Origin of the sequence: Streptomyces sp. NPDC008086 (assembly GCF_042957325.1) — a bacterium.
Lineage (GTDB): Bacteria > Actinomycetota > Actinomycetes > Streptomycetales > Streptomycetaceae > Streptomyces.
Window position 1 is genome coordinate 122,084 of record NZ_JBIBIA010000008.1, and the last position, 15,334, is coordinate 137,417.

A 15,334-nucleotide genomic window follows, 5' to 3' on the forward strand; every position below is an offset into this window, starting at 1 on the left:
GGGGCGGGAGGGGCCGAGCCCCGTCCACGCCCCCTCGGCCCGCTGTCACCCCCGCTGACCCGGAGTGGACGGCCTGCGCAGCGTCGGTCGGGCCGCGGCGGCCCGCCGCTTGACGGTGATCCACCAGTCCGACAGCGCCCACACCACCCGCACGCTGGAACGGGGGGCCAGCACAGCACGCAGCCTGGTCGTCCGGTCGGCCCTGGAGCCGAGCTCGGACACGACGCCGCGGACATCCTCCGCGAGGCCGGCCACCGGACGTGGACTGGGCGCGTACAGAACCTGTTCCACCGCGTCCGCCACCCGGTGCACCGAGGCCGCGGCCGCCGGGTCGAGGTGGCCCAGCCGCACGATACGGGCGGCCGTCTTGCGGGGTGTCTGGGAGTCGTCCGGGGGAATCCCGAAGTCCCAGGCCGTGTCCGTCAGTTCCTGCCAGACCGCCAACGCGTGCAGCGACACGTCGGCCTGGGTGCGGCCATGCGCTCCCAGCCGTCTCGCTCTGGTCCGCTGCCGCCACAGCATCGGCGCCAACGGCACCAGCAGCGCCGCTGCTCCACCGAGCGCCCACGCCAGGACGAGGTACCACTTGGGCCCGTCGTCATCCGTGACCGGGGCGGCAGCCGGGGACTCGCTCGCGCACAGCTGCGGGTTCCGTCCCGCGCAGCTCTCGCTCGCGGAGGGCGAGGCGGAGGGGCCCGTGCTGGCCGACTGGGTGGGCCGTGCCACGTCCGGCAGTGTGGAGCCGGGCGTGTCCGACTGGGTGTACGCCGGTACCGAGCCACGGGTCGGCGTCGGCTCGAAGCGGGTCCAGCCCACGCCCTCGAAGTACAGCTCCGGCCACGCGTGGGCGTCCCTCAGCCCCACCGAGACCGAGCTGGCGCTCTGCGGGGTGCCAGGTGCGAAGCCCACCGCGACCCGGGCCGGTATGCCCAGCGAGCGGGCCATCGCCGCCATCGCGAAGGAGAAGTGAACGCAGAAGCCCTGCTTGTCCTTCAGGAAGCGCGCTATCGCCTGCCGCCCACTGCCGACCTTGACGTTGGTGTCGTACTGGAAGCCGCCCGTGATCGCGAAGTACTCCTGCAGCTTGACGGCCTGCTCGTAGTGGCTGGTCGACCCCTCGGTGACCTCGCGCGCGGTCCGGGCGACCACCGCGGGCAGCGAGTCGGGGAGCTTCGTGAACTCGCGCTTCAGGGCCGTGGGCGGCTCCGGCGCGTTCGCCAGCTGCTCCGCCGTCGGCTGTACGTCGAGGCTGCGCACGGTGTACGTCGCCCCGCGCGTGGTCTGCCGGCGGTCGCCGACGACCGTCATGCCCAGCGGTTCGTACCGCCAGTTGCCCGTGATGTCCACGCCGCTCGGGGGGTACGGCATCGGCAGCCAGTTCTGGGCGTACCAGTCCGCGGCCGAGATCGTCGTCTCGATCTGGGTGCGCCGGACGTCCGGGCCGAGGCCGAAGGGCGTCGGGAACTCGTCGGGCACGGCCTGGATGTTGCGCTTGGCCGGCTGCCAGGTGGTGCCGTCGAAGTCGTCCAGGGACACGATCCGCAGATACAGGTCCGACAGGTCGGCCGTGTCGGTCCTCAGGGTCAGGACCTCGCGGTCCTCCTCCACGTTCAGACTGTCCCGCAGCGACACCAGCGGGTTCACCGCGGAGATCGTGCCGCCGCTCCCGCTGCCGGAGCCCACCCCGGCACCCGCGGCGTCCAGCAGACCGCCGTTCATCGCGGGCAGCCCGGCCGGCACCACCAGGGCGAGGCCCAGCGCGACCGCGCCGATGCGCCGTCCCGTGCGGACCGGGGCCACCGCGCCGGCCGGCTCACCGCCCGCTCCGCGCGGGGCCCCGCCGAAGACCCGGCCCCACTGCGAGAGCCGGTCGCGGCCCTCGGCCAGGAGCAGCATGAGGTAGCCGGCGGCCGCCACCAGGAACCACAGCCAGTCCCCGGCGCCGTCGGCCAGCCCCGCCGCCACCGAGTACAGCGCCAGCAGCGGCAGCCCGGCCGGCGCCGCGCTGCGGAACGTCACCGCGAGGGTGTCCACCGCCAGGCCGATGACCAGGACCCCGCCGATGAGCATGAGCCGGATGCCGTCCGAAAGGGGCGCCGGGATCGAGTACCGGCTGACGTCGTCCGTGCCCGCCTGCAACAGGTCGCCGAAGTGACGGAAGGCCTCCGGGCCGGGGATCACCCCGATGATCGCCTGCTCGTCGGCGAAGACCAGGGTCAGCAGCATCAGGGCGACGAGGGCCTGCACCGCCACCGTCAGGGGGCGGGCCAGCGGTACGCGCCGGGCCGCCATGCCCACGCCCGTCTGGATCGCCAGCAGGAAGACCGCCTGGATCAGCCAGGTGACCGGGGAGACCAGCGGCAGGAGGGCGCAGGACGCCATCAGTGTGGCCGCCGCGGCGCACAGCGCCATCCGCGTCCGCCCGCTCATGACCGTCCCCCCTCGCCCCGCGCGCCACCGGCCGTGACCGCGTCCGTACGCGCTCGGTCCGCCTGACGCCACAGTCCGTCCAGCGAGGCGCCCCGCGGCACGCTCAGGGCCGTCCAGCCCGCCTCCCGCAGCATCCGCAGCCGCTCCCCGCTCCGGTCCAACGCGCCGGACACATCGGTCGGTTCCCGCACCCACGCCGCGCTGTCCAGCACGAAGGCCACCGCGCCGCCGCTGCGCTGGCGCATCTTGGCGGCCACCGCCGCCTGCTCCTCGTCGAGATCGCCGAAGAACGCGACCAGCAGCCCCTCGTTGCCGCCGCGCAGCACGTCGTACGCCCGCGACAGACCCGTGCCGTCCGAGTGGTCGATCACCGCGAGGGTGTCCATCATCAGCCCGGCCGCGTCCGCCGACTCCTGACTCGCGCCCGCGAACCCGTCGGCGCCCTCGCCGGGCACCGAGCTGCCGGTGTCCGTCAACAGACGGACGGAGAAGCCCCGTTCGAGCATGTGGACCAGCACGGACGCCGTGCCCGACACGGCCCACTCGAAGGCGGAGTCCGGGCCCGCGCCCTGGAAGGCCGGGCCCCGGGTGTCCAGCAGCACCGTGCAGCGGGCGCGCTGCGGCTGCTCCTCGCGGCGCACCATCAGCTCGCCGTAGCGCGCGGTGGAGCGCCAGTGCACGCGGCGCAGGTCGTCGCCGTAGCGGTACCCGCGCGGGATCACGTCGTCCTCGCCGGCCAGCGCCAGCGAGCGCTGCCGCCCGTCGCCGTACCCCTTCGCCTCGCCGCTGAAGCGCACCGGCGCGAGCGGCTCCACGCGCGGGATGACCGTCAGGGTGTCGTGCGTGGAGAAGGAGCGGGTCAGCTCGCACATGCCGAACGGGTCGCTCAGGCGCAGCTGCAACGGGCCCAGCGGATAGCGGCCGCGCAGGTCGGAGCGGACCCGGTAGGACACCTCGCGGCGGCCGCCCGCCTCCACCCGGTCCAGGACGAAGCGCGGCCGCGGCCCGAGGACGTACGGCACCCGGTCCTGGAGCATCAGCAGGCCCGTGGGCAGCCGGGAGACGTTGTCCATCCGCAGGTGCACGCGGGCCTCGCTGCCGGCGGGCACGCGCGCGGGGGAGAGCCTTCGGCTGCCCGCGACCCGGTAGCGGGTGCGGTACAGCACCGTGGCGCACACCAGCGGGAGCACCGCCAGCAGCAGGCCGACGCGCAGCAGGTCGCTCTGGCCGAGGACGTAGGCGCAGACCGCGGCCGCGATGCCGGCGGCCAGGAAGGAACGGCCACGCGTGGTCAGACCGGCCAGTGCGGTGCGGATCCCGCTCTTCTCGCCGCGGTCCGCCTCCGCCTCCCCGGTCCCACCGGAGGTCATCCGAGCCTCCGTGGCGGCTGCTGGCCGTACACCGGAGTACCGCGGCCCAGGCCGCCGAAGCCGCTCTGCTGCTGGGGCGCGGCCGGCACCGGGGTGCGCTGGAGGATCTCCTGGACGACCTGCTCGGAGGTCCGGCGGTTCAGCTGGGCCTGGGCGGTCGGCAGCAGGCGGTGGGCCAGGACGGCCACGGCGAGGGCCTGCACGTCGTCCGGCAGCGCGTACTCCCGGCCGCTCAGGGCCGCGGACGCCTTCGCCGCGCGCAGCAGATGCAGCGTCGCGCGCGGGGAGGCGCCGAGTCTGAGGTCCGGGTGGGTGCGCGTGGCGGCGACCAGCTCCACCGCGTACCGCCGCACCGGCTCGGCCACGTGGACGCCGCGGACGGCGTCGATCAGCTTCACGATGTCGTGCGCGTGCGCCACCGGCTGGAGGTCCTCCAGCGGCGAGACGCCGCCGTGCACGTCCAGCATCTGCAGTTCGGCCTCCACGCTGGGGTAGCCGACGGAGACACGGGCCATGAAGCGGTCGCGCTGGGCCTCGGGCAGCGGGTAGGTGCCCTCCATCTCGACCGGGTTCTGCGTGGCCACCACCATGAAGGGGCTCGGCAGCTCGTAGGTCTGGCCGTCGATCGTGACCTGGCGCTCCTCCATGGACTCCAGCAGCGCGGACTGCGTCTTCGGCGAGGCGCGGTTGATCTCGTCGCCGATCACGATCTGGGCGAAGATCGCGCCGGGCTTGAACTCGAAGTCCTTGCGCTGCTGGTCCCAGATGGACACGCCGGTGATGTCGGACGGCAGCAGGTCCGGCGTGAACTGGATACGCCGGACGGAACAGTCGATGGACCGCGCCAGCGTCTTGGCCAGCATCGTCTTGCCCACGCCGGGGACATCCTCGATCAGAAGATGTCCCTCGGCGAGCAGTACGGTCAGCGAAAGCCGTACGACCTCGGGCTTGCCCTCGATCACACCCTCCACCGAACTGCGGACACGCTCCACAGTGGCGGTCAGATCAGTGAGGCTCGCTCGATCGTCATAGGTCGTCACCCGGCCCTCCTCGGCCCGTTCTTTCCGGGCCGACGCGATGCGGACCGGCCCACCCCTTGAACACGGACACCACGCGGGGAATGTTCCGCGTGCTGCCACACTCGCATTCTTGCTGCCGTTACCGATTCGTGTCACTCGACTGTGGACAACTGTCCGCGTTATGTCAGGGCTTAGGGCCTTTTGTGCCCCCCGAAGCTGGAATTGACAGCGAAACGACAGGTGAGGCGGGGGGTTACGCGGGGTCGATCTCGCGCAGCAGGCCCGTCGTCACGTCGAAGACGAAGCCGCGGACGTCGTCGGTGTGCTCCAGGAACGGCGAGGTGCGCACGCGCTGCATCGACTGCCGTACGTCCTGGTCGACGTCCCGGAAGGACTCCACCGCCCAGGCGGGCCGCTGGCCGACCTCCAGCTCCAGCTCGGTGCGGAAGTCCTCGGTGAGGGACTCCAGGCCGCAGCCGGTGTGGTGGATCAGCACGATGCTGCGGGTGCCGAGCTTGCGCTGGCTGATAGTGAGCGAGCGAATCACGTCGTCGGTGACGACCCCGCCCGCGTTGCGGATGGTGTGACAGTCGCCGAGTTCCAGGCCGAGCGCGGCGTGCAGGTCGAGCCGGGCGTCCATGCAGGCGACGACGGCGACCTGGAGCACGGGGCGGGCGTCCATGCCCGGGTCGGTGAACGCGGAGGCGTAGCGCTCGTTGGCCTCGACCAGGCGGTCGGTGACCGTGCCGCGGACTATCGCACTCTCGGGACCAGTGGGAACCGATGCAGAAGTCGTCATACCCATGACGTTACTGGTCACGTCTGAAATGGTCCTGCTGTGAGAGGGGACAAAGAACGCCATTGAGCCTTGTTGTGAGCTAACCCACAGAGGTGGCGTGAGTGCCCCCATACGAGCGATTTCACGCATGGGGCGGCTGGGGCGGAACCCGAAGCGGCGACGCGCAGGCCGGTTGATTGACCGCGAGACAGCGTGGACTAAAGTGACGCGAAGCGGGAGGCGAGACTCCCTGCTGGACTGAATTCCCCGGAGACCCCGGCGATTTTCCGGAGATCTCCCCGCGTGCGCGGCGCGTACGCACGGCTCGGCCTCCTCCCGCTCCCGGTCGGCTGACGCTTCCGGCGCCGGCAGGCCTCCCCGTCACTGGGGTTCCCCAGTCTGCCGGGGCGGGCGGGGACCCGGCGGTGTGTGCGGGCCCGCCGGATCTGAGAGGGCCCCTTGAGCCAGAGTCGACATGTCCCGGTGATGCTCCAGCGGTGCCTGGACCTGTTGGCCCCCGCCCTCCAGCGGCCCGGAGCGGTGGTCGTCGACTGCACTCTCGGGCTCGGCGGCCACAGCGAGGCCCTGCTCCGGCAGTTCCCCGAGGCCCGGCTCGTCGCCCTGGACCGCGACAAGGAGGCCCTGCGTCTGTCCGGCGAGCGCCTCGCCCCGTACGGCGACCGCGCGACCCTGGTGCACGCCGTCTACGACGAGCTCCCGGACGTCCTGGAAAGGCTCGGCATCGCGCGCGTGCAGGGCGTCCTGTTCGACCTCGGCGTCTCCTCCATGCAGCTCGACGAGGCCGACCGCGGCTTCGCCTACGCCCAGGACGCCCCCCTCGACATGCGCATGGACCAGACGACCGGCGTCAGCGCCGCCGAGGTCCTCAACACCTACCCGGCCGGTGAACTCGTCCGGATCCTGCGGGCGTACGGCGAGGAGAAGCAGGCCAAGCGGATCGTGTCCGCGATCGTGCGGGAGCGCGACAAAGAGCCGTTCAGCAACAGCGCGCGGCTCGTGGAGCTCATCCGGGACGCGCTGCCGCAGGCCGCCAAGCGCACCGGCGGGAACCCGGCCAAGCGCACCTTCCAGGCGCTGCGCATCGAGGTCAACGGCGAGCTCTCGGTCCTGGAGCGGGCGATCCCGGCCGCGGTGGAGGCCCTCGCCGTGGGCGGCCGGATCGCGGTGCTGTCGTACCACTCGCTGGAGGACCGGCTGGTCAAGCAGGTGTTCGCGGCCGGCGCCGCCAACACCGCGCCGCCCGGGCTGCCGGTCGTCCCCGAGCAGTACCAGCCGCGGCTCAAGCTGCTGACGCGCGGTGCCGAACTTCCCACCGAGGAAGAGGTCGCCGAGAACCGCCGCGCCGCCCCGGCGCGTCTGCGGGGCGCCGAACGCATCAGGGAGTCCATCGAATGACGGCCGGGAGGCAGGGGCGGGTGTCCGGGTCCAGTACTCAAACCCACGAGTTGGAAAACCGGACCCGGGGGAGGGCAAGTGAGTAGGAAACCCGAACTGAGGGGGCGGGCCGCCCGGCTCGCGCGGCTCTTCCCCTCCGGGGCCCGGCAGGCCGCCCGTGCCCCCTTCGTCCTCCTCGTCGTCCTCCTCCTCGGCGGTGGCCTCATCGGGCTTCTCGTGCTGAACTCCGCCCTCAGTGAAGGCGCGTTCAGGCTCGACGACCTCCAGAAGGAGACGAAGTCCCTCACGGACGAGGAGCAATCCCTCCAGCGGGACATCGACGCCTACTCCGCCCCCGACGCCCTCCAGCGCCGCGCCCTCGAACTCGGCATGGTCCCCGGCGGCGACCCCGCCTTCCTCAACCCCGACGGCTCGGTCAGGGGCGCCCCGAGCCCCGCACCCGGGGGCCAGGGCGCCGCGTACAACCCGCTCGCCCTCGCCCCCGAGGCCCTGTTCACCGAGCCAGGACCGCCCCCGGCGACCGAGGCGACAACCACCGCGCCGGCCCCGGAGGCGACGCCCACCACGCCGACCTCCGTGGCCACCCCCACCGAGCCGCAGCCCGCGGCCACCTACGAGGTGCCCCAGTACGCGCCCTCCGTCCAGCAGTCCTCCGCTGACCCGACCCCCGGCAGGTGACGGAAGTGTCCGACAGGGAACCGCCCCGCCGCCGCGTGCCCGGCCCCGCGAAGCCCGCCCGCTCCGCCGGCGCCCAGCGACGCCCGGGCCCCGGCGCCCGCCCGGCCCGCCGGCCCAGCCGGCCCCGCCCCATGCCCACCGGCAGGATCCGGCTCGGCAGCCCCCGCCCCCGGCTGCGCATGGTCGGCCTGGCCCTGACCCTCGTCCTGGCCGTCTTCGTCGTACGACTGCTCCAGGTGCAGGGCGTCGACGCGAGCACGTACGCCGCCAAGGCCGAGAAGAACCGGTACGTGGGCTACACCCTCGCCGCCGAGCGCGGCGGCATCACCGACCGCAACGGCGTGGCGCTCGCGGCCAGCGTGGACGCGTACGACATCACCGCCGACCCCACCCTGTTCTCCCGGGAGCAGCTGAAGATCGACGACGGCCCCGAGCAGGCGGCCGCCCTTCTCGCGCCGATCCTCGGCCAGGAGCCGGAGAAGATCGTCAGGAAGCTCCGGCCGGCGAACAGGAACCTGCGCTACACCCTGCTGGCCAGCCGCCAGACCCCGCAGGTCTGGAAGCAGATCAAGGACCTCAAGAGCGCGCTCGCCACCAAGGCCGAGAGCGACAAGAGCACCGTCAACGTCCTCGCGGGCGTCCTGTCGGTCGCCAGCAGCAAGCGCGTGTACCCGAACGGCGACCTCGCCGCCGGGATACTGGGCTGGGTCAACGCCGACGGCAAGGGCGGCGGCGGTATCGAGCAGCAGCTGAACAAGCAGCTGTCCGGCAAGGACGGCGAGATCCGCTACGCCCAGTCGGGCGGGCGCCAGGTGCCCACCGTGGGCTCCACCGAGACGCCCGCCGTGCCCGGCAGCGACGTCGAGCTCACCATCGACCGCGACATCCAGTGGGCCGCGCAGAACGCCATCACCGAGCAGGTCCAGGAGTCCAGGGCGGACCGCGGCTATGTGATCGTCCAGGACACCCGCACCGGCGAGATCCTCGCCATGGCCAACTCACCCGGCTTCGACCCGAACGACCTCTCCGCGGCCAGCAGCGCCAACATGGGCAACGCGGCCGTCCAGGACGCCTTCGAGCCCGGCTCCACCGCCAAGGTCATGTCGATGGCGGCCGTACTGGAGGAGGGCGTGGCCACGCCCGGCACGCATGTCATCGTGCCCAACCGGCTGCACCGCGGCGACCGGCTGTTCAAGGACGACATCGACCACGACACCTGGTTCCTCACGCTCAACGGCGTGCTCGCCAAGTCCAGCAACATCGGCACCATCCTGGCCACCGGCCAGCTCGGCAAGACCCAGCGGGAGGCCAACAAGGTCCTCTACCGATACCTGCGCAAGTTCGGCCTCGGCAGCTACACCGGCCTCGGCTTCCCCGGCGAGACCCCGGGCATCCTCGCGACACCGGACAAGTGGTCGACGTCGCAGCAGTACACGATTCCTTTCGGCCAGGGTCTGTCCCTCAACGCGATGCAGGCGGCCTCGATCTACTCGACGATCGCCAACGGCGGCGTCCGCGTCGCACCCACGCTCGTCCGTGGCACCGAGGGACCCGACGGAAAGTTCACCGAGGCCCCGAAGCCGAAGAAGACCCGGGTCATCAGCGCCAAGACGGCGAAGTCCCTCGCCCAGATGCTGGAGTCGGTCGTGGACGACAGGGAGGGCACCGGCACCAAGGCGCGTATCCCCGGCTACCGCGTCGCGGGCAAGACGGGTACGGCGAACCGAGTGGATCCGGCCACCGGCAAGTACCGCGGCTACACGTCGTCGTTCGCCGGCTTCGCACCCGCGGACAAGCCCCGTGTCACGGTCTACTGCGCCATCCAGAACGCCACCCAGGGCAACTACTTCGGCGGCCAGATCTGCGGACCCATCTACAAGAAGGTGATGGAGTTCGCCCTGAAGACCCTCCAGGTCCCGCCGACCGGGGCCAAGGCCGCCAAGCTCCCGGTCGCCTTCAACTGACCACCGACCACTGACCGCCCTGATCAGCACCGAGCAGCCAGGAACCACCTCGTGACAACGATCACTCCCGACTCCGGGAACCAGGACGCCCCCCGCCCCTCACTTCGCTCCCGGGCGGGTGCGCCCGGTACGCTCACCGCCGTGCCACACGCTGATCAGTCCCAAACCACCCAGAAGGGGCATCCCGTGACGTATCCCGGGCCGCCCAGGCCGGTGCAGGTCTCCGCCACACCCCTCGCGGAACTCGCCGATCAGCTGGGTGCCGCCGCGCCGGACCGCGCGGACGCCGCCGTAGCTGTCACGGGCATCACCCATGACTCGCGCGCCGTCCGCCCCGGCGATCTGTACGCCGCTCTCCCGGGCGCCCGCCTGCACGGCGCCGACTTCGTCACGCAGGCCGCGGGCCTCGGCGCGGTCGCCGTGCTGACCGACCCGACCGGCGCCGACCGCGCCGCAGCGACCGGCCTGCCGGTCCTGGTCGTCGAGGACCCGCGCGGGCAGATGGGTGAACTGGCGGCCACGATCTACGGCCACCCCGGACGCGATCTCCTCCAGATCGGCATCACCGGCACCTCCGGCAAGACCACCACCGCGTATCTCGTCGAGGGTGCTCTCAAGACGGCCCGCTCGACCGGGCTGATCGGCACGGTCGAGATGCGCATCGGCGACGAGCGCATCAAGTCCGAGCGCACCACGCCCGAAGCCACCGACCTCCAGGCCCTGTTCGCCGTCATGCGCGAACGCGGAGTGGAGGCCGTCGCCATGGAGGTCTCCAGCCACGCGCTGGTCCTCGGCCGGGTCGACGCCTGCGTCTTCGACATCGCCGTGTTCACCAACCTCAGCCCGGAACACATGGAGTTCCACTCCGACATGGAGGACTACTTCCGGGCCAAGGCACAGCTGTTCACCCCGAAACGCAGCAAACTCGGCGTCGTCAACCTCGACGACGAGTACGGCCGCAGGCTGGTCAAGGAGGCCGGCGTCCCGGTCGTCACCTACTCCGCCGAGGGCCACCCCGACGCGGACTGGCGCGCCGAGGACGTGACCATCGGCCCGATGGACTCGACGTTCACCGTGATCGGACCCAAGGGCGAGCGGATCGCCGCCAGGTCGCCGATCGCCGGCCCCTTCAACGTGGCGAACACCCTCGCCGCCATCACCGCCCTGGCCGCCGCCGGCCTCGACGTACAGGCCGCCGCCGACGGCATCGCCGCCGTGCCGGGCGTGCCGGGCCGCCTTGAACGGGTGGACGCCGGGCAGCCGTATCTCGCGGTCGTGGACTACGCCCACAAGACCGACGCCGTCGAATCGGTGCTCAAGGCGCTCCGCAAGGTCACCGAGGGCAGCCTGCACGTCGTCCTCGGCTGCGGCGGCGACCGGGACGTGACCAAGCGCGAGCCGATGGGCGCGGCGGCGGCCCGGCTCGCCGACACCGCCGTACTGACCTCCGACAACCCCCGCTCCGAGGACCCCCTCGCGATCCTCGCGACCATGCTCCAGGGCGCGGCGTCCGTACCGGCACACGAGCGTGGCGAGGTCCAGGTCTTCGAGGACCGGGCCGCCGCCATCGCCGCGGCCGTCGCCCGCGCCCGGCCCGGTGACACCGTGCTGGTCGCCGGCAAGGGCCATGAGCAGGGCCAGGACATCGCCGGAGTGGTCCGTCCCTTCGACGACCGCCAGGTCCTGCGCGAAGCTATCCAGAAGACCCAGGGATGAACTTGTGATCGCCCTCTCTCTCGCCGAGATCGCAGAAGTCGTCGGCGGGCAGACGCACGACATACCGGATCCGTCCGTCCAGGTCACCGGTCCGGTCGTCCGGGACTCCCGCGAGGTGGAGCCCGGCACCCTCTTCGCCGCCTTCGTCGGCGAGCGCGTGGACGGCCACGACTTCGCCGGGAAGGTCGTCGAAGCGGGCGCCGTCGCCGTACTGGCGTCGCGTCCCGTCGGCGTTCCCGCGATCGTCGTGGCCGACGTCCAGACGGCCCTCGGCGCCCTCGCCCGGCACGTCGTACGCCGGCTCGGCGCGACCCTCGTGGCCCTGACCGGCTCGGCGGGCAAGACCAGCACCAAGGACCTGATCGCCCAGGTGCTCCGGAACAAGGCGCCGACCGTGTTCACGCCGGGCTCGCTCAACAACGAGATCGGGCTGCCGCTCACCGCCCTCAGCGCCACCGAGGAGACGAAGTTCCTCGTGCTGGAGATGGGGGCCCGCGGCATCGGCCACATCCGCTACCTCGCCGGTCTGACGCCGCCGAAGGTGGGCCTGGTGCTCAACGTCGGCACCGCCCACATCGGCGAGTTCGGCGGCCGCGAGCAGATCGCGCAGGCCAAGGGCGAACTGGTGGAGAGCCTTCCGGAGGACGGCGCGGCGATCCTGAACGCCGACGATCCCCTCGTACGGGCCATGGCGTCCCGTACGAAGGCGAAGGTGATCCTTTTCGGAGAGTCCGACGAAGCGGACGTACGCGCCGAGAACGTGCGACTCACGGACAGCGGACAGCCTTCCTTCATGCTTCACACACCCTCCGGGTGCAGCGATGTGACCATGCGCCTGTACGGTGAGCACCACGTGTCGAACGCGCTCGCCGCGGCCGCCGTCGCCCATGAGCTGGGCATGTCCGCGGAAGAGATCGCCACCGCGCTCTCCGAGGCGGGCTCCCTCTCCCGCTGGCGGATGGAGGTCACTGAGCGCCCGGACGGCGTGACGGTCGTCAACGACGCCTACAACGCGAACCCCGAGTCCATGCGAGCCGCTCTGCGTGCGCTCGTGGCGATGGGCAAGGGGCGCCGTACGTGGGCGGTGCTCGGCAAGATGGCCGAGCTCGGGGACGAGGCGCTCGCCGAGCACGACGCGGTCGGACGGCTCGCCGTCCGGCTCAACGTCAGCAAGCTCGTCGCGGTCGGGGGCAGGGAAGCGTCCTGGCTGCAACTGGGCGCATATAACGAGGGTTCGTGGGGTGAGGAGTCGGTGCACGTGTCCGACGCACAGGCGGCGGTCGACCTGTTGCGCAGCGAGTTGCGCCCGGGGGACGTCGTGCTCGTGAAGGCGTCCCGTTCGGTCGGTCTGGAGAGCGTCGCCGAGGCGCTGCTCGCGGGCGGCACCGAGGGTGAGGTCGCCGCCCGATGATGAATCAGATCCTGTTCTCAGGAGTCATTGGCCTCTTCCTGACGCTGGTCGGCACCCCGCTGCTGATCAAGCTGCTGGCCCGCAAGGGCTACGGCCAGTACATCCGGGACGACGGCCCGCGCGAGCACCACAGCAAGCGCGGTACGCCGACGATGGGTGGTATCGCCTTCATCCTGGCGACGATCGCCGCGTACTTCCTGTCCAAGCTGATCACCGGCAAGCCGCCGACGTTCTCCGGCATCCTGGTGATCGGTCTGATGGCCGGCATGGGTCTGGTCGGCTTCCTGGACGACTACATCAAGATCGTCAAGCGCCGCTCGCTGGGTCTGCGGGCCAAGGCGAAGATGGCAGGACAGCTGCTCGGCGGTATCGCCTTCGCGGTGCTCTCGCTCCAGTTCGCGGACAACCGCGGCAACACCCCGGCCTCCACCAAGCTCTCCTTCGTGCAGGACTTCGGCTGGTCCATCGGCCCGGTGCTGTTCGTCGTCTGGGCGCTGTTCATGATCCTCGCCATGTCGAACGGCGTGAACCTGACGGACGGTCTGGACGGCCTCGCCACCGGCGCCTCCGTGCTCGTCTTCGGCGCCTACACCTTCATCGGTGTCTGGCAGTTCCAGGAGTCCTGCGCCAACGCGCAGACCCTCACCAACCCGGGCGCCTGTTACGAGGTTCGCGATCCACTCGACCTCGCCGTCGTCTCCTCGGCGCTGATGGGCGCCTGCCTCGGCTTCCTGTGGTGGAACACGTCACCGGCCAAGATCTTCATGGGTGACACCGGTTCGCTGGCCCTCGGCGGCGCGCTCGCCGGTCTCGCCATCTGCTCGCGCACCGAACTGCTGCTCGCCATCCTCGGCGGTCTGTTCGTGCTGATCACCATGTCGGTGGTCATCCAGGTCGGCTCCTTCCGCCTGACCGGCAAGCGTGTCTTCCGGATGGCGCCACTCCAGCACCACTTCGAACTCAAGGGCTGGTCCGAAGTCCTTGTGGTGGTCCGCTTCTGGATCATCCAGGGCATCTGTGTGATTGTCGGACTCGGCCTCTTCTACGCGGGATGGGCAGCGGACAAGTGACCGACTGGCAGGGGAAGAACGTCACCGTCGCGGGACTCGGCGTCTCCGGGATCCCGGCGGCCAAGGTGCTGCACGCGCGCGGGGCGCACGTCACGGTCGTCAACGACGGCGACGACGCACGCGCGCGTACCCAGGCCGCCGAACTGGAGGCGCTGGGCATCACCGTCCGCCTCGGCGACGGGGCGACCCTGCCCGAAGGCACCGAACTCATCGTCACCGCACCCGGCTGGAAGCCCGACAAGCCGCTGTTCACGGCGGCCCGGGAGGCGGGCGTCCCGGTCTGGGGCGACGTGGAGCTCGCCTGGCGGCTGCGCGGCCCGGACGCCGCGCCCTGGCTCGCCGTCACCGGCACCAACGGCAAGACCACGACCGTCCAGATGCTCGCCTCCATCCTCAAGGCGGCGGGCCTGCGTACGGCCGCCGTCGGCAACATCGGCGTCTCCCTCCTCGACGCGGTGCTCGGCGACGAGCAGTACGACGTCCTCGCGGTGGAGTTGTCCAGCTACCAGCTGCACTGGGCGCCCTCGCTGCGGGCGCACTCCGCGGCCGTGCTGAACCTCGCCCCGGACCACCTCGACTGGCACGGCTCCATGGAGGCGTACGCCGCCGACAAGGGCCGTATCTACGAGGGCAATCGCGTCGCCTGCGTCTACAACGTCGCCGACAAGGCCACGGAGGACCTGGTGCGGGCCGCCGACGTCGAGGAGGGCTGCCGGGCCATCGGCTTCACCCTCGGCACCCCGGGCCCGTCCCAACTCGGCGTCGTCGAGGGCATCCTGGTCGACCGCGCCTTCGTCGAGAACCGGCAGCAGAACGCCCAGGAGCTCGCCGAGGTCGCCGACGTCAACCCGCCGGCCCCGCACAACATCGCCAACGCCCTTGCGGCGGCGGCCCTCGCCCGGGCCTACGGGGTACCCGCCAAGGCCGTACGGGACGGCTTGCGGGCCTTCACCCCGGACGCCCACCGCATCGCGCATGTGGCGGACCTGGACGGCGTCGCGTACGTCGACGACTCCAAGGCCACCAACACCCACGCGGCGGAGGCGTCGTTGGCGGCGTACGAGTCCATCGTGTGGATCGCCGGCGGGCTCGCCAAGGGCGCCGTCTTCGAGGAACTGGTCGCCAAGTCGGCCGGACGGCTGCGCGCGGCCGTGCTGATCGGCGCCGATCGCGGCCTGATCCGTGAAGCCCTCGCGCGACACGCGCCGGAAGTACCCGTCGTCGACCTCGACCGGACCGACACTGGGGCGATGCTCGCGGCGGTCCAGGAAGCGAAGCGGCTCGCCCAGCCCGGTGACACGGTGCTGCTCGCCCCGGCCTGCGCCTCGATGGACATGTTCGTCAACTACAACCAGCGCGGTGACGTGTTCGCGGAGGCGGTTCGCGAACTCGGCGCGGGCGCCTGACGCCGGGTCTCGGCCACTGCGGGTGCTTCGGGACCCTTGGAGGGACGCGTGACTCGGATGTGGCCGGACGGTACGT

Annotated in this window: 11 protein-coding genes; 7 read left to right on the forward strand and 4 right to left on the reverse strand. The window is 71.5% G+C overall.

The annotated features are described in order from the left end of the window. Positions 1-45: 45 nt before the first annotated feature. From ACFZBP_RS28010 to ACFZBP_RS28025, 4 genes are all read right to left on the reverse strand, one after another. A complete protein-coding gene (locus ACFZBP_RS28010) occupies positions 46-2,430 on the reverse strand; it encodes a transglutaminaseTgpA domain-containing protein (RefSeq protein WP_391417091.1) in 2,385 nt (794 codons plus the stop codon). Next, positions 2,427-3,800, reverse strand: coding sequence for a DUF58 domain-containing protein (locus ACFZBP_RS28015; RefSeq protein WP_383444563.1), 1,374 nt, complete (start codon positions 3,798-3,800; stop codon positions 2,427-2,429). Before ACFZBP_RS28015 ends, ACFZBP_RS28010 begins: the two co-directional genes overlap by 4 nt. Further along, a complete protein-coding gene (locus tag ACFZBP_RS28020) occupies positions 3,797-4,840 on the reverse strand; it encodes a MoxR family ATPase (RefSeq protein WP_217210087.1) in 1,044 nt (347 codons plus the stop codon). Before ACFZBP_RS28020 ends, ACFZBP_RS28015 begins: the two co-directional genes overlap by 4 nt. A gap of 232 nt (positions 4,841-5,072) precedes the next feature. Continuing rightward, the gene (locus ACFZBP_RS28025) at positions 5,073-5,681 is read right to left on the reverse strand and encodes a carbonic anhydrase (protein ID WP_391417095.1); all 609 of its coding nucleotides are present in this window, start codon (positions 5,679-5,681) and stop codon (positions 5,073-5,075) included. 375 nt (positions 5,682-6,056) lie between these two features. Here ACFZBP_RS28025 and rsmH point away from each other — a divergent pair, with 375 nt between their 5' ends. The 7 genes from rsmH (at position 6,057) to murD (ending at position 15,258) form a co-directional block, all read left to right on the forward strand. Continuing rightward, positions 6,057-7,013 carry a 16S rRNA (cytosine(1402)-N(4))-methyltransferase RsmH gene (rsmH, locus tag ACFZBP_RS28030; protein ID WP_391417097.1) on the forward strand — a complete coding sequence of 319 codons (957 nt, stop codon included), beginning with the start codon at positions 6,057-6,059 and terminating at the stop codon, positions 7,011-7,013. A 78-nt stretch (positions 7,014-7,091) separates the two neighbouring features. After that, positions 7,092-7,691: a septum formation initiator family protein gene (locus ACFZBP_RS28035; protein WP_391417100.1), complete on the forward strand. Its 600-nt coding sequence runs from the start codon at positions 7,092-7,094 to the stop codon at positions 7,689-7,691. Between the two features lie 5 nt (positions 7,692-7,696). Beyond that, complete coding sequence (locus tag ACFZBP_RS28040; RefSeq protein WP_383444576.1) at positions 7,697-9,655, forward strand: peptidoglycan D,D-transpeptidase FtsI family protein; 1,959 nt, start codon at positions 7,697-7,699, stop codon at positions 9,653-9,655. A 186-nt stretch (positions 9,656-9,841) separates the two neighbouring features. Further along, positions 9,842-11,371: a UDP-N-acetylmuramoyl-L-alanyl-D-glutamate--2,6-diaminopimelate ligase gene (locus ACFZBP_RS28045; protein WP_391417103.1), complete on the forward strand. Its 1,530-nt coding sequence runs from the start codon at positions 9,842-9,844 to the stop codon at positions 11,369-11,371. A 4-nt stretch (positions 11,372-11,375) separates the two neighbouring features. Continuing rightward, positions 11,376-12,782: a UDP-N-acetylmuramoyl-tripeptide--D-alanyl-D-alanine ligase gene (murF, locus tag ACFZBP_RS28050; protein ID WP_391417106.1), complete on the forward strand. Its 1,407-nt coding sequence runs from the start codon at positions 11,376-11,378 to the stop codon at positions 12,780-12,782. Continuing rightward, entirely contained in the window at positions 12,779-13,852 is a 1,074-nt protein-coding gene (mraY, locus tag ACFZBP_RS28055) for a phospho-N-acetylmuramoyl-pentapeptide-transferase (RefSeq protein ID WP_055621619.1), read from the forward strand. Before murF ends, mraY begins: the two co-directional genes overlap by 4 nt. Beyond that, on the forward strand, positions 13,834-15,258 hold the full coding sequence (murD, locus tag ACFZBP_RS28060) for a UDP-N-acetylmuramoyl-L-alanine--D-glutamate ligase (RefSeq protein ID WP_391417109.1): 1,425 nt from the start codon (positions 13,834-13,836) through the stop codon (positions 15,256-15,258). Before mraY ends, murD begins: the two co-directional genes overlap by 19 nt. The last annotated feature ends 76 nt before the right edge of the window (positions 15,259-15,334 follow it).

Excerpts from the sequence above, each read along its gene's own strand:
- ACFZBP_RS28010 (WP_391417091.1), bottom strand. The coding sequence starts at position 2,430 with ATGAGCGGGCGGACGCGGATGGCGCTGTGCGCCGCGGCGGCCACACTG.
- ACFZBP_RS28015 (WP_383444563.1), bottom strand. The coding sequence starts at position 3,800 with ATGACCTCCGGTGGGACCGGGGAGGCGGAGGCGGACCGCGGCGAGAAG.
- ACFZBP_RS28025 (WP_391417095.1), bottom strand. The coding sequence starts at position 5,681 with ATGGCGTTCTTTGTCCCCTCTCACAGCAGGACCATTTCAGACGTGACC.
- mraY (WP_055621619.1), top strand. The coding sequence starts at position 12,779 with ATGATGAATCAGATCCTGTTCTCAGGAGTCATTGGCCTCTTCCTGACG.
- murD (WP_391417109.1), top strand. The coding sequence starts at position 13,834 with ATGGGCAGCGGACAAGTGACCGACTGGCAGGGGAAGAACGTCACCGTC.